This is a genomic window from bacterium, from assembly GCA_023150945.1.
Lineage (GTDB): Bacteria > Zhuqueibacterota > Zhuqueibacteria > Zhuqueibacterales > Zhuqueibacteraceae > Coneutiohabitans.
Genome location: JAKLJX010000011.1, coordinates 188228 through 207076 on the forward strand (window position 1 = coordinate 188228; position 18849 = coordinate 207076).

An 18849-nucleotide genomic window follows, 5' to 3' on the forward strand; every position below is an offset into this window, starting at 1 on the left:
AATTCACTGCCGGTTGGCCGCACCCTCCCGGCCACGGCCTCCCGGCTGGAGGGGCAGGAAGACCCTGATCGTCGTGCCTTGGTGCAGCTCACTCTCCAGGCTGACGCGGCCGCCGTGCGCGGCCACCAGCAGTTTCACATAGCTCAGGCCCAAGCCGAAGCCCTTCACGTCGTGACGGTTGCCGGTGTGCACGCGATAGTATTTTTCAAAAACCATCTTTTGGTCCTCGGGCCGGATGCCGATGCCCTGATCGGCAATCTCGAGGAGGATTCCGCCCTCCTGGTTGTGCGTCGCAACCCGGAGGCGGGGCGCTGCCGGCGAATATTTGTTGGCGTTCTCCAGCAAGTTGTGCACGATGTTCGCGAGATGCACGGCATCGGCTGCGATTACGTCCGGCTCCGCTTCCAGCCGGCATTCGATCCGGCCTTGGCGGCTCTCGACCTGCAGGGCGATATTCTCCACGGCCTGCGCCACGATCTTGTTCACCGCCACCGGCGCCAGATGCAATTCAAAATCACCTTCCTCCAAAATTGCCATTTGCAGAATTTTGTCGACCTGATGGCGCATGCGCAGATTTTCATCGTGAATGATGCGGCCGTAACGCAGCAGCCGCCCGGGCTGTTGCGCCATCTCCGGTTTCTGCAACGCCTCGCTCGCCAGCGCGATGGTCGCGATCGGGGTCTTGAATTCGTGCGTCATGTTGTTGATGAAGTCCGTGACCTGCGTGGTGAAGCGTTTTTGCCGGAAAACCGTGCGCAGGGTGAAAACGAAGCAGAACACGATGATTGCCATCAGAATCACGGTGGCGGCCAGCGGCGCGCTGACTTGTTGCAGTAAATAAAAACGCTGCCCCGGAAAATACAAGACCAGATCGCTGCGCGGCGTGAACAGATCATGCGGGAACAGGCGGCGCTTGAAGGGCGAGGCCAGCAAGTTTTTTCGGTGATGCGCCGGCGTCGCCAAACTCATGCTGTCAGGCGCGGTCAGCACGCCATAGGCGTAATCGAGCGCAATGCCGTTCTCCTTGAGCTGAAAGGCGATAATCGAGTCCAGCGTTGCCGGCGTCAGGCGTGTTGCGCGGGGATCGCGGTGCGCCGGCGCCAATCGATTGAGTACGCGCCAGACCATCTCTTCCCTTTTTTCAAAGGCGAGCTTGCCCGGCAGCGCGCCGCCGGCTGTGCCGTCCTTGAAGCGCAAGACGGTGGAAGAACTGTCGGCCGTGAACTTGTAGAAAAATTCGCCGGTGTTGTAGCGCGAGGAATCGATCACGACGGTGTAAGTTCCGGCCGGCTGCGTCGCATTCACCAGCACGGTGTCTTCGCGGCCGAGAGCGTCGAAAATGCGCAGATTGACCTGTTGCCGTGCCGGCAGCGTGTAGCTGATTCTGTTCCCCTCGAGCCTGACCGGCGGCCGCAGGAGCAGAACGTCGCTGGTGACCTGCACACTGTCGGTCGCGATTGTGGAATCGGAAACCGCCAGCGCCTGCACCTTGAGCGTGCCCTGCTGCCCGGGAGGACTGGCATGCAGCGTGAGACTGAACACCCGCGACACCGTTTCGCCGGTTTCGAGCTTGTCGACAATCTTGTTCAGCGCATCTTGCACGTTCTCGCGGAAGGCTTGTTCCTTCAACTGCACGGCGTTGCGCAGCAGGTAGAATTGCACGAACACCAGGCCCAGCAAGGCCAGGGTGGTGAGCAGCGCAATCGCGACGATGGTTTTTTGTTTTAGTCGCATGCGAATATTTGATCAGTCACGGCTTGGCCGTGACTTTGTTCGTGTTTAGAAATAATCATCCTGCGGCTTGGCCGCAGCAAATGGTCCGCAGAAAATCTTGCCGCCAATGTAGATCATCCCGCCATAAAAATCTTCTGATTTAACACTCCTTAACACTTTCTAACACTCTTTAACTATGTCCGGGCCAAACAATTGGCTACTTTTCGCCGTCAAAAATTGCGGCGCACGCAAGACGCGCAAATTCGAATGCGGCGGCGGGCGCGCCGTGCGCGTGCAAATATAACCACGAAAATCCCTGGACGAAAGGAGAAATCCATGCGTTTGGTCTTCTGCGAAAGGCTGGCGGCAGTGAGCATGCTCGTGCTTGCCTTCTCCGGTGCGGCGCAAGAGAAAACCGCTGTGCGCGACACGACCGGCGGGCGCTCATTCACCTTCACCAGCGTGGCCGCCGGCCCGGGAGGCATTTTCAATCTGCCGGAGTTGGGCGCGGTAATCATCGGTGGAGAAAAAGAGATCAAGTTCGAGGCTGTGATGCCCTCGGAGCATCGCCCGAAGGCCTACAAAGACATTGATCTGCAGAGCGGCGATTTGATTTTGATGATGAACGCCAAGCGGGTGAAATCCGCCAAAGAAATCGAGGAAATTTATAGCGGACTCAAAGTGGGTGAGGAAGTCAAACTCGGCATCAAACGCAAGGAAGAACGCTTCATCGTTACATTCAGCAAAGCCGACCCCAAGGACTTGCCGCAACGCATGATGATGGTGATGAATACGGACAATGCCGGCGGCCAGGCCGGTCCCAACCGCCGCATTGTGATGGGCGGCCGGGAGTTCTCCGGCGACGTCGCGCCGCTGCCCGGCCTGGGCATCATCGCCGGCAGCAAAGAGGGCGGCGAAGTGCGCGTGCTTGACCTGATGCCGAATGCCAGCCAGGCGGTCGGCAGCGCTGACATTAAAAAAGACGACGTGATTCTGGCATTGAATGGCGAAAAAATCAAATCCGCCGTGCAGCTTGGCGAATTGTATGAAAAAATCGCTGTCGGCGCGAAGCTCGAGCTGCACTATCGTCGCGGCGATAAAGCCATGACCGCCTCGCTGGTCAAGCCGGATGCGCCCGCCGGTACGACGATTCGAAGAGAAATCCGGCAATAGTGCAGCGTCCGCGAGAGCTTCTTCAAATTGAGATCATGCGATGAACCTGAACACAAAGTTTCTTTGCGCGAAAGCAGCAAAAACTTTCATGCCAACGCGCCGGCACACAAAACTCACACCGGGCGTTTCTTTGCGATTCTCCGCGGCTTTGCGGCTCTGCGTGCGGTTTTCCTTTTTGAATTCGTATACCATGACGTGCTGGACGATTTTTTTTGCGCTCAACGTTGTGGCCGTGGCGCAAACGGACACGCCGCAGAACAAGCTTCCGGAGAGCGCGGCGGGCCGTCGCGTGGCCGCTTATATCGAATCTTTCAATTCCGGCAACGAAGCGACTGTGCGTGAGTTTCAAGACAAAAACTTTGCTTCTGCGTTGTTGCAGCGCCGCCCGGAAGCCGAGCGCATGCAAATGTATCGCCAAATTCACGGCAATCTCGGCCGGTTGACGCTGCGCCGTGTGCTGACGGCCGAGAATGATGCAATCTCGATTCTAGTCACTGCCGCGAACGGTGAATCGCTGCGCTGTGATTTTAGCTTTGATGCAGAAGGTCAGTATAAAATCACGGGCCTCAGCATCGATCAGACTGAGGTTGGCGATGAGGCTGTTTCGGATTCCCCGACACCGAAGTCAGAGCTCGAGCTGGTGAATGCCGTAAGCGCGCATCTGGACAAGCTTGTGCAAGCCGATGAGTTTTCCGGTGTGGTGTTATTGGCAAAAAATGGCATGCCGATTTTTCAAAGAGCCTACGGCTTCGCGAATCAAGCGTATGAAGTCTTCAATCGCATCGACACAAAATTCAATCTCGGTTCGATCAACAAAATTTTCACCAAGATCGCGATTTGCCAGCTTGCAGAACAAGGCAAGCTGTCGTTCGATGATCCCCTCGGCAAGCATCTGCCAAATTACCCTAATCAGAATGCCGCCGAAAAAGTGACGATCTTGCATCTCCTCAACATGTCATCCGGCATCGGCGATATTTTCAATGATAAATATGCCAATTTGCCCAAAGAACGGTTGCGCACGATAAACGATTATTTGCCGTTGTTCGCCAGCGATTCTCTGGCATTTGAGCCGGGAGCGCGGCGGCGATATTCAAACGGCGGTTATATCGTGTTGGGCGCGATCATCGAGGCCGTTTCCGGTGAAGATTATTTTGATTGTGTCCGCGCGCACATTTTCAAACCCGCGGGCATGGAGAATACCGACTCCTATGAAGCCGATGCGGCGACGCCAAACCTCGCGACCGGCTACACCTTGCGCGCGGGCGGCAGCGGGGAACGGCGCAGCAATGTTTACACGAAACCGGCGCGCGGCAGCTCTGCCGGCGGCGGCTACTCAACGGCGGAAGACTTACTCAAGTTCACGCTGGCGTTGCAGAATTTGAAGCTGTTGAATAGCGAGTATACAAAATGGCTTCTTGCGGGAATGGAGGCCGCGCCGCGAGCGCACGCACAAAAATCAACTGTACCAATTACCGAGGGCGATTTGGGCATCGCCGGCGGCGCGCCGGGAATCAATGCCATTTTGGAGTTGGACGTTGCCAGCGGTTACACGTTGATCGTGTTGTCAAATTACGATCCGCCCAGCGCGGAAAAAGTCGGCCGGCAAATTCGCGCCTGGTTGCCACGTTTGGAAAACTAAAGCGTCATGGAATCCGAATTCTCAACAGCACAAATTTTCTATTACCGATTGAAGCAGGCTTTCTTGCGAACAGCCGGCATATTGCTTCTTGCTCTTTTATCGCACGCCGTTCCTGCCGGAGCGCAAACGAATCCGTTCAATCAACGCGACGATCAGTATCGCCTACTCGGCCTCAAGCGCGCGAAGGAAGCATTTGAATATTCCCGCGCGGAATTCGAGCAGAAGCAGCAGCTTTTCGAGAAGAATCTGATTTCGAAGTTGGAACTCGAGCGCAGCCGCAACCTGCTGGCCGATGCGGAAGTGAATTATCAACAATCCCTGCTTGCCGTACTTTTTGAAAAGCAATATGTCGCCGTCGCCAAAGCGGTGAAGTATCAGAGCAAAGACGGCCGCAAGCATGTGAAGTTGACGTTGGAGAACGCCTCCGGCGGCGGCGCGGAATATCGCAAGCTGCTCAATCTCGATGACGAGTTGTTTCGTTCACTGCAGCCGGACATGATCAACGATGTGTATGTCTCGCTGCTGAACGAAAGCAATGCCATCATCAGCCAGCCGTATGAAGCCAAGATCGAGCAGTTGCAATTCGGCCGGCCGGTGACGCTCGATTTCATGTTGTTGCAGGATCTCGATGCGGTCACGGTGAATGTGACTTACGGCAGCGGCACACAGCGTAGTCCAAAGATTTTTTTGCAAAAAGATGCCACCGTCAACAAAGTCGTGCTGCAATCCGAGCAATTCTCGCAGGAGGCGGAGCTGGGTGGCAAGGCCTCGTTCAATTTCACGCTGGAGTTGTTCAGCGGTGAGAACAATACCTTCAAGCTCGAGGTGGTCAATTTGCCGGCGGCGATCAACCGTTATTTTATTGACCCCGGCAATCAAGCGCGTTTGAGTCAATTCAGATTTACCGAGAATACCAATACGCGGCGCGCAGCGTTGCAAGTGTTTTTGCCGGATCGCCTAAGTGAAGGATTGCTCATCGACAAGCCCATTCCGTTTTACGTGCTGGTGATTCCGCGTGAGCAGGCCGAAACGTTGGGCGATCTCAGCGCCAAACAATGGTCGCAGGAGGAGATCGAAGCGCTGAATGCGGGCTACGTGCGGCTGGAGTTGGTGCCGCGCGGCGTCGGCAAATTGCTGGTGCGCGCGCCACAGCTCTTTTATTCGATCAAAGCCGGCGAAACTGTCGCGATGAATCTCGACGTCGTCAACGAAGGCACGCGCCGTTTGGACAATGTGAAGGTCGAAGCCGATGTGCCGTTGAATTGGAGCAAGCAAATCGAGCCGCTGGTGATTGCCGCACTCAACACCGATGCGGAGCAACGTGTGCAATTGCAGTTCATTCCGCCCCGCGATATTTCACCAGGACGCTATGAGATCCGTTTGCGCACCACTTCACTCGCCGACAATCAGCCGGTGAATGGCGAAGACAAAACCGTTACGGTGGAGATTCAATCTGAGACGAATGTTTTGGGAATGGCCTTGGTGGTGACGTTGATACTCGGCCTGGTGGTAGGAATCGTGGTGTTTGGCATCCGGCTGTCGCGAAGATAGTCGACTGATCTTCTGAATAACTCCTACTCCTACTCTTACTCGTTTCAAGCTCCTTGGAAGCGAGCAAGAGTAGATGGATGAGCAAGTTTTATCACTTTTGAGGATGCGATGGCATTACAAACCTCTCCCCACGGTGCGCACGCCTTGCTCGAAGCGGATAAGCTGACCAAGCGCTACGAAGACGGCGTGCTTGCACTCGATCATGTTTCCTTTGCGGTGAAGCCCGGTGAGATCTATGCCATGCTCGGCGCCAACGGCGCCGGCAAAACCACCACCATCAATCTCTTTCTCAATTTTATCGAGCCGACTGAAGGCGAAGCGCGCATTGCGGGCGTGATCACGCATCGCGAGCCGTTGCGCGCCAAACAGAACGTCGCGTTTGTTTCAGAGAATGTGATGCTGTACCCCAATTTCACTGCGTTACAGAATCTCGATTTCTTTGCGCGCCTGGGCGGCCAGACGAGTTACACCAAGGATGACTATCGCCGGGTGCTGTTACGCGTCGGTTTGCAGGAAGAGGCGCATCACAAGCGCTTGAAAGGCTTCTCCAAAGGCATGCGCCAAAAATGCGGCATCGCCATCGCCATTCTCAAAAATTCGCCTGCGATTTTACTCGACGAGCCGACCTCCGGTCTCGATCCTCAAGCCGGTTTTGAGTTCATGGCTTTGCTGCATGAGCTGCGGACGGAGGGCAAGGCGATTCTCATGTCGACACACGATATTTTCCGCGCCAAGGAAATCGCGGATGTCGTGGGCATCATGAAACAGGGAAAACTTGTGATGCAACGCACGCGCGCCGAACTGGCCGGCGAGAATCTGGAAGATCTCTACATGGAATACATGGCCGGTCACGCCGAGGCCGTGGACTGACAATCGACCGAAAAGTGAAGCGCGCAAGAACAAAACGCTCCTCAACCACCAACAACCGGCCTCCCCATGCTCAAACTCATCATCATAAAAGAGCTGTGCGAAATCATCAGCTCGACGAAATTCGCCGTCACCTTTGCCGTGTGCGCGGTGTTGATTCTGCTCGCATTTTATGTTGGCGGCCGGAATTATCAAGTGAGCAAAGCGCAATACGACGCCGCGGTCGCGGAAAACCTGCGCCAGATGGAGGGCCTCACCGACTGGCTGATGGTGCGCAATCATCGCATTTTTTTGCCGCCGCATCCGCTGGCCGCGCTGGTCACCGGCGTTGCGAACGACATCGGCCGCACGGCAACGATACATGGCCGCGGCGAAGTCGGCGCCGAAGACAGCCGCTACAGCGACGATCCCGTCTTTGCCGTGTTTCGTTTTCTCGATTTGGATTTCATTTTTCAAATCGTGCTTTCCCTTTTTGCGATTCTATTCGCGTACGACGCGATTAACGGCGAAAAAGAACGAGGCACGCTCCAGCTTACTTTTGCAAACGCCATTCCCCGCGCGCAGTATATTCTCGGTAAAATCATCGGCTCATTTCTCGCGCTTGCCGTGCCGTTGTTGATTCCCATTGCCCTAGGCGCGTTGCTTTTGCCGCTCATGAGTATTCCCATGTCCGGCGAAGATTGGCTGCGGCTCACGCTGGTGGTGCTCGCCGGGATGTTGTATTTCGGCGCATTTCTCACGTTGTCCGTTTTCATTTCCACGCGCACGCATCGTTCGGCGCATTCCTTTTTGCTGCTGCTCGTCGTGTGGATTGCAGCGGTGTTGATCGTGCCGCGCGCTTCGGTGTTGCTGGCAGGCCGCGCCGTGGACGTGCCTTCGGTCGATGAAATTGCCTCGCAGAAGAGCCGGTATCACGCGCAGTTGTGGGAGCAAGACCGCAAGGCCATGGGCGCTTTCAAGCCGGAATCCAACGACAAGCCCGATCAGTTGCTGAACCAATTCAACAGCTTCATGCAAAAGATCGCAGACGAGCGCGAGAAGAAGATGCTGGAGTTTTCTGTGCGCCTCAATGAACAACGCCGCAACCGGCAGACGGTGCAAGAGCAAGTGGCATTCAATTTGGCGCGTGTTTCACCCGCGGCGGCCTTCGCGCTGGCCTCTTCGAATCTCGTCGGCACTTCTCTGGTGTTAAAGCAACATTACTTGGAGGAAGCGGGCAAATACCAGCAGGCCTACGCCTCGTTCATTCGCGAGAAAACCGGCGGCAGCCTGATGGGTGGGCGCGTCATGATGTTCCGCACGACGGACGGTGAAGAAGAGAAACGCAATCCCATCGATCCGCACGCCATTCCGGCTTTCGTCTATCAGGCGATGCCACTGTCGCGCGCCCTGCAAGCCGCGATTTTAGATATTGGATTGTTGATTTTTTTTAATGTCGTTTTCTTCGCCGGCGCTTTCGTGTCGTTTCTGCGGTATGACTTGCGGTAGCTCGTTCGTAGTCGCCCCTCAGGGGCTTGCCCGCAATTTGCGTTGAACGCCTGAAGGCGTTACCACAAAACAAGGAATGAAAATGCTTGCAACCCTCATTCAAAAAGAGCTTAAAGCCATCCTGCTCAGTCCGAAGTTCGCCGCAACATTTGCCACCTGCGCGGCGTTGATTCTGTTGAGCATTTTTATCGGCATTCAGGATTATCGCGCCGCCGTGCGGCAGTATGACGCCGCGCAACAACTCAACGAGCAGGAGATGCGCGAACAAACCTCCTGGCGCGTCATCTCCTCGCGCGTCTACCGCCAGCCCGATCCCATGCAGATTCTGGTTTCCGGCGTGAACAACGACATCGGCCGGTTGTCACTGGTCAATGCGATGGAAGCCATCAAGCTGCGCAACAGCAGTTATTCCGATGATCCCATTTTTGCGGTGTTTCGTTTCATTGATTTTGTTTTCATCGTACAAGTCGTGCTCTCGCTGTTCGCCATTCTCTTCACCTTCGACGCGGTCAACGGAGAGCGCGAAGGCGGCACGCTCAAGCTGGTGTTCTCGAATGCCATTCCGCGCGCGCAATACATTCTCGCAAAATTTTTCGGCTCCTGGCTCGGCCTGGTGCTGCCGCTGTTGATTCCGATTCTGCTCGGCATTTTACTGATCATGTTGCACCGCGTTCCCACGGACGGCGTCTTCTGGCTGAAAGTAACGGCGCTGATTGGCATGTCGATTTTATTCTTCACCTTCTTCATTGCATTCGGCGTGTTGATGTCCAGCTTGACGCGCAATTCCTCTGTCTCATTTCTGCTTGCGCTGGTGATGTGGGTTTTGTTTGTGTTGATTATCCCGCGCGCCGGCGTGATGGCTGCCGGGCAAATCGTTTCCGTGCCCAGCGTCGCTGAAATCGAAGGCCAGCAAGATCGCTTCGAGAAAGAAAGCTGGGACAAACACATGAAGGACATGTCCGCGCGCTGGCGCAGCCGCGATGCGCAGATGGAAGGCATGTCGCCCGAACAGCGTGAAGCCTATCGCGACGAACACGAGTGGGAATGGCTCGAGGAGGAAGATAAGGCGCGCAAAACCATGCTGAAAGAGATCAACGATTTTTCCATTAAATTGAATGAGGATTTGCGCAACCGCAAAGCGCAGCAAGAACGCCTGGGATTCGCGCTCTCCCGCTTTTCACCGGCCTCGGCCTACCAGCTTGCTGCGATGCATCTTGCGGGCACGGATTTGACGCTGAAGACGCGCTACGAAGACGCCATGCAAAATTACCGCAATACCTTCACCTCCTTCACCGAGAAAAAGCAGAAAGAAGCCGGCGGCCTCGGCGGCATTCGCATTACAGTTGATTCTGAGAAGGGCTTTTCGATCAGCGGCGACCGCGACAAAGGCTCGCTGGATTTGAGTGAGCTGCCGCGCTTTCAAGCGCCTGCCCATTCCTTTGCAGAAGCCCTTGCGCCCACGCTTATGGATTGGGGATTGCTGGCGCTTTGCCCGATCGGTGCATTTGCCGGCGCGTTTGTGGTGTTCTTGCGGTATGATGTGAGATGAAGCAAGGGGCAGGGGGCAAAGTGCAAGAGATTTCGTGGCTTTTGAGTTTGCTGCTGCATGTGAGCCATAATCAGCCGGAAATGATCGCGCGAGGCCCGCGTCGTCATCATTTGAAAGCTTTCAGCATATCGAAGTAATCGGGGTTCAACCTCGTCTTCTCGAATAAAACAATCATTGTTTCATGGCGCAGGCGGGACGGGAGAATGAGGATGCGAGAGATGACAAACAAAAGGGCGGCCCCCCGCCGCCCGTTTGTAGCGAGAAAGTGTAATTCTACTGCATCAAAATCATCTTGCGCGTTTGCACGAATTCACCGGCGCGCAAGCGGTAGAGATAAACACCCGAGGGCACTTGCCTGCCAAACTCATTGCGGCCATCCCAGTGCAAGCGATGCTGCCCCGCCGCTTGCCGCTCATTGACGAGAGTGCGAATCCTCTCCCCAAGCAGATTGAAAATGGCAACTTCGACTTGGCTCGTTTGCGGCAATTCGTAAAGAATGGCGGTTTCGGGGTTGAAGGGGTTGGGGAAGTTTTGGAAGAGAGCAAGTTCTGATGGCATATTCAACCTTTCACGCTTTTCAGTAATGTTGGTAGGTGAACTGTATTCATATGCGCCAAGATCTACCACGCTGCTCCCATCGCCATTGCCATCAAAAATACGAGAATTCCCGGCGATATCGAAATCAGGCAAGAAAAAAGTCGTTGAATCTCTGGTTCCTGCATCAATGCAAGGCGATGATTGTGGCAAATAAAGATCCTGTCCATTTACAAATTGCGGGTCTAAGAAGATATTGAAACCGATATCGGATGGCGTGCCGTTATTATTGTTCATAACGATCGTGCCATAGGATGATGGGAATCCCACGAAGTTGTTGGAATTTTTCTCATAAAAGCAATTGTGAGTCACCGATGAAGTCAGCGCCCCTTCTCTTTTGACACCGATCTCGGTATTGGCAAAGATGTTGTTTTTCACGATTGCGTCGTAAGGCGCTTGCGCAAATACCCCACTGCTCACCTCCCACAAAGTGTTGTTCACAAAAACTGGAAAAGAGGCATTTTCCGTAATATTGCCTTTTGTCATGCCAAGTGCAGAACCGCTCAGGTTCTTGAACACGTTTCCGGCAATAATTGGTGAAGCATTGCCATACGTATACCAATACCCCATGGTGTGCTGCCATCGGCTTCCTTGTATATACAACGTGATACCATCAGTTGTAGCGTCGAAGACATTATTGCTGATTATTGGGCTAGCATAGGGCCGAAATGCCGAAGGCGGAAGCATGCCATTTGATCTAAAAGTGCCCACCGCTTCTACCTGAATTCCACTTTGGGTACAGTTTCGAAACACGCAATTCTGCACCTCGTTTTTCATTGCTTCGTTTGTGTGAGCATTATTTAAGAGATGCAAGGCTGTACCGGAATTAATGAAATCACAGTAACGAAATTTTGTCACCCCGCTCGTAGAATAGTTGACCACCATCTTATCCCAATATACGGTATCGTTAGGCGCCACGAATTGAATACGATTCGTCGACGTTCCAAGGGCTTCAATCCAACCGTTTACCGTGATTCTGAGATTCTGTCCGATGACCACTTTCACGCCCGGCATAATTACCAAGCGTTGATTGGTGGGCACAACACAGTTGTCTATTACAAGGTAAGGACTTCCACTTGTGTCCCAAGTTCCAGAAATAGGCCCGGATATTGTCGTTTGAGCCAGAAGTTCCGCCAAATTAAGCAGCGAAATGACGACGAGACCGTACGTAAAGTACTTCATGGTACCTCCCTTGATTAAGCGATTAGTTGGGCCGCCCGAAGGGCTGCGGTTTTCAGCTTGCCTGAAAATCCGCTGTAGAAACTTAGTGAAGTTAGTTGGAAGCTCTTTTATAGTAAAGTTGGAACCCCTCGCCATCGCACAGAGCATCGCTTGGCGTATAAGAGCTTCGTCTTTCTGCATCGATGACATCATCATTGTACTTCATTTCACTGATGGGAGTTTTTATTCCACCTCATATGCAAACCTCCAGCAGCCAAGATTCTGCTGATTTTCAGCACGAGAGAGCGGGACGTTATCTGGTAACGAGTTCCCCCAACCAGTTTCATATGATTCCAAAGCAACCGCCTTATCGCGCAACACCAATGGCTCAACCCGCGCCTGGCCCTCGGGTTTCTGCTCTTCTTCTGGCTTCTCTGGATTGTTTTGCTGTTCGCCTTTTTTGCCAGCGTCTTTTTTATCGCCTTTTGTAACCGTGAGAATGACGGCGACAGCGGTGATCACAAGGGCGCTGACGATAAGCACATTACTAATTGTATTCGTTTTCTCGACCTTTTTCTGCGATTGCGCCTGCGCTTCCGAGCTGGCGACAGTCAAGATGAAAGCGAGCGCCACAAAAGCTGCGCAGGCGTTTTTGAAAGAAATATGAGTCATGTTATACTCCCTTGCTGGAAAAGGTGAATAGGTTAGTTTCATTTGGGTGCCTCATTTCCTGAACCTAATATCCCAACACATTGATCGTCACCCTCGCCGCCCAGGTTTTGAAGCCCGCCTCGCCGTCGAAATATTCCTCATTCGGACTTCCCCACGTGAAATTACCTTCTACGCTCCAATGCTTGGAAAACTCGTAGCCCGCGCCGAGCGCCAAGCCCGAGCCGGTAAATCCGTCGAAATCCTTTTCAAAAGGCGCACTGAAAGTGGAAAATCCCAGACCCGCAGTGAGGTAGGGCGACGGGCCTTGCGGCTGGAAATAGTAGGCCACGCCCAAACCGCCAATGCCGTCGGCAAACGTGTAGCTTTGGCTGGATCCGTCGGCGTATTCATAGGTGTGGCCGAACCAGGCCACTTTGCTTATCCAAAAGAGCGCCACCTGGTTGCTCGGCGCATAGCCGATCTTGAAATCCGTCATGAGCGCAAATTTCTTTTCTCGGTTCATTTCTGAATCCGAGTTCGAGCCGAAATCGGAAAATGTGGTATAGGGCTTGTAGGTTGCCAGCCCGCCGCCGGCGCCAATGCCGAGAATGAAGCCCTTGCGCTGCCCGTCCCAGGCAAAGGACGGCGAGATGAAACTGACCAACATCCCAATGATCAAAACCAGAACGGATGCGTTGCGCTTCATGAGCTCCTCCGTGATACGAAATTCATACGGTTGATGAAGAGTAAACAATCTGTGGGACTCTTGCCCATGAGCAATCAAACCTTATGCCAGGCTGACGACGATGATTCGGCGATCGACAGCAGTCTGAAATCAATGGGTTTAGTTTTGGGGGCGGGAAATCGTGTATAGGCAGTAAAGGTGTCGAAATGTCGGCTTTTCTCAACGCCAGAGTCGGAAAGAAGAAACATTGGTGGGGTGTGAATGACGAGGGATGCAGTCGAACGCGGCGGGAAAAGGCGCTTGCAGCGAACCCCTCACCCGATCATCGCCGGCATTTTATCGCACCGGCAAATACACACTAAACACCGTCCCCAGCCCAGGCGTGCTTTCGACTTCGATATGCCCGTGGTGGCCGTCGACGATTTTTTTGACCATTGCGAGACCCAGGCCGGTGCCGTTTTCGGTGGCGGTGAATTCCGGCGCGAAGATCTTGGTGAGCATGTCCGGCGGCATGCCTTTGCCGGTATCGCTGATCTCGATGACGGCGTAATCGCGCGGCCCAGGCGCCACGGCGACGAGGTGCAAGTCTTTGGTGGTATTGGCGCTGATCGTGATCCTGCCGCCGCGGGGCATGGCATTGACGGCGTTCGAGATGAGATTTTCGAGCAGCACTTTGATTTGATCCGGATCCATGCTGCCCGTCTCATCCTGGCCGTTGAGCTTGAGCTCGAGTTCAACGTCGGGCGGGAGGTTCTTGGAAAGGTGTTGCACGGTGTCGCGCAGGAAGGGATGCAGCTCCGTTTCGGTCAGGTGCAGCTTTTCGAGATTGACCAGCTTCATGAAATTGCGCGTCATCAGCCGCAGCGCTTCGATGCGTTCGATGATCCTGGCGGAGTAGCCGTCGTAAACCGCGGCCGCTTCCGGTGAGCGCGCGCGATATTCCATTTGCAGGCGCTGCTGCGTGAGCAGAATGCTGGTGAGCGGGTTCTTGATGTCATGCGCGATACGCTGCGCCATTTTGCCCCAGGTTTTGGCCTGGTGAATTTCCAAGTCAACGGATTTATCGAGCACTTGCACCAGCCAATGCGGCCGGGAACGGCCTTTGATTGGCAGCGGATCCGCGATCACATGAACCACGCGCTCGCTTTGTTCCGGAGGACACGTGATTTTGGTTTCGTGGCGATGATAAGGTGCTTGCAGCGCGGCCCGCAAAAAGGCCAGCAATTCGTCATGATTCAAAACTTCGGTGAAATGGCGATCCTGCAAGGATTTCGGTTCAGCCTGCTGCATGCAGGAAAAGAGCCGATGATTGCACCGCAAGATGCGGCCATCGGGCCGGAGAAACAGCAAGCCGCGGGAGTCGTTTGCAAAGACGAAATCCTGTAAAGCCCCCGTTAAGCGTGAACGCCCCCGCATTCGGATGACAGCGCCGGTCATCATCACGGCAAGAACGAGCGCGGTAATTGCCAGAGCAGGCCTGCCATAGCGGTACCACAGGTGAAATTCGTTCTTGGTCATGCGCAGCAAGGTGATCTTGTCATCAAAAGCAACGAGGAGGCACGACGGTTCCCCGACTTCCTTTCGCATTCCGCCCAAATACTTTGCGCCACTCATGAACGCGCGGATTTCGAGATCGGGCCCCAGCACGTAGAGCGTCTTGTCATTATGCGCGACAATCTCATTCAGCCCGTCGCCATCAGAATCGGACAAGAGGGCCAGTGAAAATTCCCCGAAAGCAAGCTGATGGCGTTTGAGCAATCGGAAGGTGCGATCCATTACCCAAATTTCGTCGGGGTGGCGGAGCGCTACGATCTCGAACTTGCCATCGCGGTCGAAATCTGCGATCACATGGCCACGAAACTGATCGGGGAATTCAATTTTTTGAAGGCTGCGCCAGGTTCCGGCTTCAATGATTTCAAAACTCGACTTCAGCGGATCTTGGGCGGCAAGCGTGCTGCTGCGGACAATGAATTCACGCCGGCTATCGCCATCAAAATCAGCAGAATTCAAACTGACCAGGCTCCAGGTTTTGCCATATTGTTTTGACCACACGATCTCAATTGGGATGGCAAGCTTGAAAGCGATCAGGTAGGAGTGTTGATCATCAAATCCTCCAGCTTGTGCCCCATTATTGGGCGAAAAGCTTCGCACCAGAACCTCGCTGACGCCATCGTTATTGAAATCATCGCAGTAACTGTCCATTATCATGGCGCCAACCAGTTTTTGTGCCAGCAATTGGCCCTCCGGCAACGAATGAACGAGTATTCCTCGCGGTGCACGAGCCAAGCCGGTACGGATTACAGTCACCAGATCATTCCGGCCATCTTGATTGACATCGGCAAGATGGTAATCTGTAATCGCAGGATCCCATTCCAGTTCACCCTCCGGTTCGTGCCGGGGATAGCCGTTGACAAGAAAAAAGGAAAACAGCTTGCGGCCATCGGTGGCAATAAAACTCACAAATAGAGAATCATTGCGCAGAAGCGTCACAACCAATTCTTGCTTGTTGTCGCGATTCCAATCCAGGCATCTGACGTCCCAAATCAACGCCGGAAAGTTGACTTGTTCAACGATGAGATCGGCGTGGGTCCGGATTTGCAGAAAACTCGAGCGTGTGCCGGTGACGGCGTCTGTGGCATTATGGATTTTCAGGATCTCATAGTGGCCGTCCCCGTTCAAATCTTCCAGAATAACGGAGGGATCATATGCGGCGACGCTCTCCAGCTTGAAAGGAAAGTCGTTCGAATCCACTGAATGCTGAAGAACTTGCGAGCAACCGCTGATCCACAAAGCCAAAAGCAGACTTCGCGCGCGCCGGCATGCCATGATGACCCCGTTTGGATGTGCCCTAGATTGTAGTATTGAATTCGAGTGGGATCGCAAGTCCTGGGTGTCAGCAAGGAGGCTGAACTGGAGAGCAAAGTAGGACAATTGGGCAGGAAGTCAAGCGGTTTTATTGGCTGTGACTGAAGGCGGTGGCGGCAAAATGAGTGGTTGACATAGAGTGAGCAATTCACTAAAATAAGCGAGTAATCTGGTTGAAGGTGGTTCAAATCAGAAGCATGGAGAATAGTGGGATGCTTCATGCGAGATGAACGCAAGCGCGCCGAAAATGAGCGCAAATTTACGGCATGGGATGAGTTGCCCGACGGCGGCCGCCGCTATTTCTTCGTAGTCGCAGGCCATCACGGTTGGAGCGCGCGCTATGTCAAGGAGGTGGATGCTTTCGAGGAGACGATGAAGTTCTATCAAGAGATTTATGATCATCTCGGCCGGCTGATCGAAATTCACGAAAAGTATCCGATTGACAAGGGACACATTAGAACCTCTGGAGCTTGAACATGATAATCACACGCCGCGAAGTGGCTGAAAAACTCATCGCCTTTCTCCAGCATCGCTTGACCCTGGCTGATTTGGTAACTTGGGCGGAGTGGGCGACCATGGAAGCGGATTTCGATGAGCGCGATTTCAATACGCTGCGGGATATCGTTAGCCGTCTGGGAGTGGCGGATGTCAAGGCGTTTGGACTGAGTTGGAGGGATTGCGAGGATTTCTTGTCACGGCTGGGATATCACATCAGCCTCACGGTCTCGGAGCAAGCCAGCGCGACAGCTTGATGCTGGTGCAGCAAAAGCATTCGCAAGTTTGAGGCGTGAAAGAGCGCTTTCTACACGGTTTTTTCGTGTTCCTCTCGCGGCGACGCATATCCATATTTTGCTTTGAGTCGCTGAATCAACTCATGCTCCTGCGCCGTTACGTCTTCACCCAATTCGGGGGCCAGGTCGTGCGTCGCCCACCATTCGCGCTCCTCGTCTTCCGACGCGAATTTTGGAATTTGGTCCAGAGAATGCACAAGTATGCGGGGCGCTTTCTTGTTCTGCTTCATCGGGTCCTCTATTTTTTCGATACTGACGACGCTGGCTTGCATTCTCACTTTTTTATCCCCAACACCTGCATCTTCTTCCACAGCGACGTCCGGTTAATGCCGAGCGCTTCGGCGGTTACCATGATTTCCCAGTCATGTTCATTCAGCTTCTTCAGGATGAATGCGCGCTCGAACGCGGCGCGGGCTTCTTCCAACGTTTGTTCGCGCGGGGTTGATTTTGCTGCGGGCGGTTGCGGCATTGGCGTTTTTAATGCTTCACGCAGCAGGGTGGCATCGATCGTCCGCTCGAACGAAAGCACGGCGGCGCGCTCGATCACGTTATTCAGCTCACGCACATTTCCCGGCCAATCATGATTTTGCAGCAGCGGCCAAACATTGCCGGCAAAGCGCTTTTGTGAAAGGCCCTGCCCGCGGCAAATCTCCTCCAAAAAGAACTCCGCCAGCGGTTGAATATCCTCCTTGCGTTCGCGCAGCGGGGGCACGTGAATGGGTATGACGTTCAAGCGATAGTACAAATCACTGCGGAAATTGCCGTTTTCGATTTCCTGCTGCAAATCTTTGTTGGTCGCGGCAACGAGACGGACATCCACCTGGCGCGTCTCCGCACTGCCCAGCATGCTGACGGCGCCGTCTTCGAGCACGCGCAGCACTTTGGCCTGCATCATCAGACTCATGTCGGCAATCTCGTCTAAAAACAGCGTGCCGCGATGCGCCTGCTGCAACCTGCCGGGATGATCGTGATCCGCGCCGCTGAAAGCGCCCTTTTTATAGCCGAACAACTCGCTTTCAATCAACGTTTCCGGAATTGCGGAGCAGTTCATGGCAGCGAAGGGAAACTCGGCGCGGCGGCTGTTGTAGTGAATCGCACGCGCAACCAAATCCTTGCCGGCGCCGCTCTCACCGGTGATCAGCACTTTGCTGTCGACTTTCGCGGCGCGCTCGATCAGCGCAAACACATTTTGCATTTTTTCGTCGCGGCCAATCATGCGGTAACGCTGCTTGACTTCGGCGAGCAGGTGATCGCGCTGCTCGCGCAGCCGGCTGGTGTGTAGCGCGTTGCGGAGGGTCAACAGCATGCGTTCCGCTTCCAGCGGCTTTTCGATGAAATCATAGGCCCCCAGCTTGGTCGCCTCCACCGCGCTGCCAATCGTGCCATGCAGGCTGATCATGATCACCGGCAGGTCCGGTTTCAGGCTCATGCTCTGCCTGAGCACCTCCAGCCCGTTCAGGCGCGGCATCTGCAAATCAAGCAGCACGGCGTCCACCTTTTCGTGAGATAAAATATCCAGCGCCTCCTTGCCGTCGCGCGCCTCGCGGCAGGCGTATTTGTGGTATTCCAGAATCTCCCGCACGCTCTCGCGCAGGTGGGGATCGTCATCGACGATCAGGATCACGGCCGAGTGGTTCATGGTTTCACCGTGGTTCAGTTGCCAAAAGGAAACGCAGCGTTGACGGCTTGCAACCGGCAGCAGGCCAAACCGGACAAAAATGGCCATTCGCCCCGCCAATTGCAAGGGGGATGCCGTCCGCCGGCTGACAGAATTCTCTTGTTCCGCTGCCGGCAAGGATTATATTGGCGCATCGGGGTCGCGCGAATCAACTCGACTCACTCTTCTTCGCTCCTCCATCCTCGAGCCAGCATCGAAGCCCCGCCCATTTTCCCATTCTGAGTTTCTCGCCGCCGCACGCCGCGCTGTTTTCGTTCCTTGACAGGAAGCATGCGACATGGTGACGTATTTCCCTGCGCCGGCGGATTCCGTCCGTTCTGCTGTTGCCAATTGCTGCTGAAGAAGATGCCCACTCATATCCTGCACGACCGTTCTTCAGCCCGGCTTTTTTCTCATGCGCGAAGGTAGGTGAACATGTTTGATCGGCCGCCATTTGCAGTTCTC

General features: G+C 54.3%; 15 protein-coding genes. 8 read left to right on the top strand and 7 right to left on the bottom strand.

Going from position 1 to position 18849, the window contains the following annotated elements:
- Positions 1–3 precede the first annotated feature (3 nt).
- Complete coding sequence (locus tag L6R21_15715; GenBank protein MCK6560640.1) at positions 4–1734, bottom strand: HAMP domain-containing histidine kinase; 1731 nt, start codon at positions 1732–1734, stop codon at positions 4–6.
- A gap of 315 nt (positions 1735–2049) precedes the next feature.
- Here L6R21_15715 and L6R21_15720 point away from each other — a divergent pair, with 315 nt between their 5' ends.
- The 6 genes from L6R21_15720 to L6R21_15745 all read left to right on the top strand — a co-directional run bounded on the left by L6R21_15720 (position 2050) and on the right by L6R21_15745 (position 9980).
- Entirely contained in the window at positions 2050–2886 is an 837-nt protein-coding gene (locus L6R21_15720; protein ID MCK6560641.1) for a PDZ domain-containing protein, read from the top strand.
- A gap of 190 nt (positions 2887–3076) precedes the next feature.
- Positions 3077–4525 (top strand): beta-lactamase family protein, encoded by a 1449-nt coding sequence (locus tag L6R21_15725; GenBank protein ID MCK6560642.1) that lies wholly within the window; start codon positions 3077–3079, stop codon positions 4523–4525.
- Positions 4526–4606: 81 nt separating this feature from the next.
- Entirely contained in the window at positions 4607–6076 is a 1470-nt protein-coding gene (locus L6R21_15730) for an NEW3 domain-containing protein (protein MCK6560643.1), read from the top strand.
- A gap of 144 nt (positions 6077–6220) precedes the next feature.
- Complete coding sequence (locus tag L6R21_15735; protein MCK6560644.1) at positions 6221–6946, top strand: ABC transporter ATP-binding protein; 726 nt, start codon at positions 6221–6223, stop codon at positions 6944–6946.
- 66 nt (positions 6947–7012) lie between these two features.
- Positions 7013–8431, top strand: a complete 1419-nt coding sequence (locus tag L6R21_15740; protein ID MCK6560645.1) for an ABC transporter permease — start codon at positions 7013–7015, stop codon at positions 8429–8431.
- 82 nt (positions 8432–8513) lie between these two features.
- A complete protein-coding gene (locus L6R21_15745; protein ID MCK6560646.1) occupies positions 8514–9980 on the top strand; it encodes an ABC transporter permease subunit in 1467 nt (488 codons plus the stop codon).
- 273 nt (positions 9981–10253) lie between these two features.
- Here L6R21_15745 and L6R21_15750 read toward each other — a convergent pair whose 3' ends face one another.
- The 4 genes from L6R21_15750 to L6R21_15765 all read right to left on the bottom strand — a co-directional run bounded on the left by L6R21_15750 (position 10254) and on the right by L6R21_15765 (position 15822).
- Positions 10254–11936: a T9SS type A sorting domain-containing protein gene (locus L6R21_15750; GenBank protein MCK6560647.1), complete on the bottom strand. Its 1683-nt coding sequence runs from the start codon at positions 11934–11936 to the stop codon at positions 10254–10256.
- A gap of 42 nt (positions 11937–11978) precedes the next feature.
- Positions 11979–12449, bottom strand: coding sequence for a hypothetical protein (locus L6R21_15755; GenBank protein MCK6560648.1), 471 nt, complete (start codon positions 12447–12449; stop codon positions 11979–11981).
- Positions 12450–12471: 22 nt separating this feature from the next.
- Entirely contained in the window at positions 12472–13092 is a 621-nt protein-coding gene (locus tag L6R21_15760; protein MCK6560649.1) for a porin family protein, read from the bottom strand.
- Positions 13093–13407: 315 nt separating this feature from the next.
- Complete coding sequence (locus L6R21_15765; GenBank protein ID MCK6560650.1) at positions 13408–15822, bottom strand: ATP-binding protein; 2415 nt, start codon at positions 15820–15822, stop codon at positions 13408–13410.
- 333 nt (positions 15823–16155) lie between these two features.
- Between L6R21_15765 and L6R21_15770 the strand changes: the two genes are divergently transcribed.
- A complete protein-coding gene (locus L6R21_15770) occupies positions 16156–16410 on the top strand; it encodes a hypothetical protein (GenBank protein ID MCK6560651.1) in 255 nt (84 codons plus the stop codon).
- Between the two features lie 2 nt (positions 16411–16412).
- Positions 16413–16688, top strand: coding sequence for a hypothetical protein (locus tag L6R21_15775; GenBank protein MCK6560652.1), 276 nt, complete (start codon positions 16413–16415; stop codon positions 16686–16688).
- Between the two features lie 50 nt (positions 16689–16738).
- Here the strand turns inward: L6R21_15775 and L6R21_15780 are convergent, their stop codons facing one another.
- The gene (locus L6R21_15780) at positions 16739–17038 is read right to left on the bottom strand and encodes a BrnA antitoxin family protein (GenBank protein ID MCK6560653.1); all 300 of its coding nucleotides are present in this window, start codon (positions 17036–17038) and stop codon (positions 16739–16741) included.
- A complete protein-coding gene (locus tag L6R21_15785; GenBank protein ID MCK6560654.1) occupies positions 17002–18366 on the bottom strand; it encodes a sigma-54 dependent transcriptional regulator in 1365 nt (454 codons plus the stop codon). Before L6R21_15785 ends, L6R21_15780 begins: the two co-directional genes overlap by 37 nt.
- Between the last annotated feature and the right edge of the window lie 483 nt (positions 18367–18849).

Bases quoted from the DNA above. Each gene is read 5' to 3' on its own strand.
- L6R21_15775 (MCK6560652.1), top strand. From the start codon at position 16,413: ATGATAATCACACGCCGCGAAGTGGCTGAAAAACTCATCGCCTTTCTC.
- L6R21_15750 (MCK6560647.1), bottom strand. From the start codon at position 11,936: ATGCAGAAAGACGAAGCTCTTATACGCCAAGCGATGCTCTGTGCGATG.
- L6R21_15715 (MCK6560640.1), bottom strand. From the start codon at position 1,734: ATGCGACTAAAACAAAAAACCATCGTCGCGATTGCGCTGCTCACCACC.
- L6R21_15755 (MCK6560648.1), bottom strand. From the start codon at position 12,449: ATGAAACTAACCTATTCACCTTTTCCAGCAAGGGAGTATAACATGACT.
- L6R21_15785 (MCK6560654.1), bottom strand. From the start codon at position 18,366: ATGAACCACTCGGCCGTGATCCTGATCGTCGATGACGATCCCCACCTG.
- L6R21_15745 (MCK6560646.1), top strand. From the start codon at position 8,514: ATGCTTGCAACCCTCATTCAAAAAGAGCTTAAAGCCATCCTGCTCAGT.
- L6R21_15725 (MCK6560642.1), top strand. From the start codon at position 3,077: ATGACGTGCTGGACGATTTTTTTTGCGCTCAACGTTGTGGCCGTGGCG.
- L6R21_15760 (MCK6560649.1), bottom strand. From the start codon at position 13,092: ATGAAGCGCAACGCATCCGTTCTGGTTTTGATCATTGGGATGTTGGTC.
- L6R21_15740 (MCK6560645.1), top strand. From the start codon at position 7,013: ATGCTCAAACTCATCATCATAAAAGAGCTGTGCGAAATCATCAGCTCG.
- L6R21_15770 (MCK6560651.1), top strand. From the start codon at position 16,156: ATGCGAGATGAACGCAAGCGCGCCGAAAATGAGCGCAAATTTACGGCA.
- L6R21_15720 (MCK6560641.1), top strand. From the start codon at position 2,050: ATGCGTTTGGTCTTCTGCGAAAGGCTGGCGGCAGTGAGCATGCTCGTG.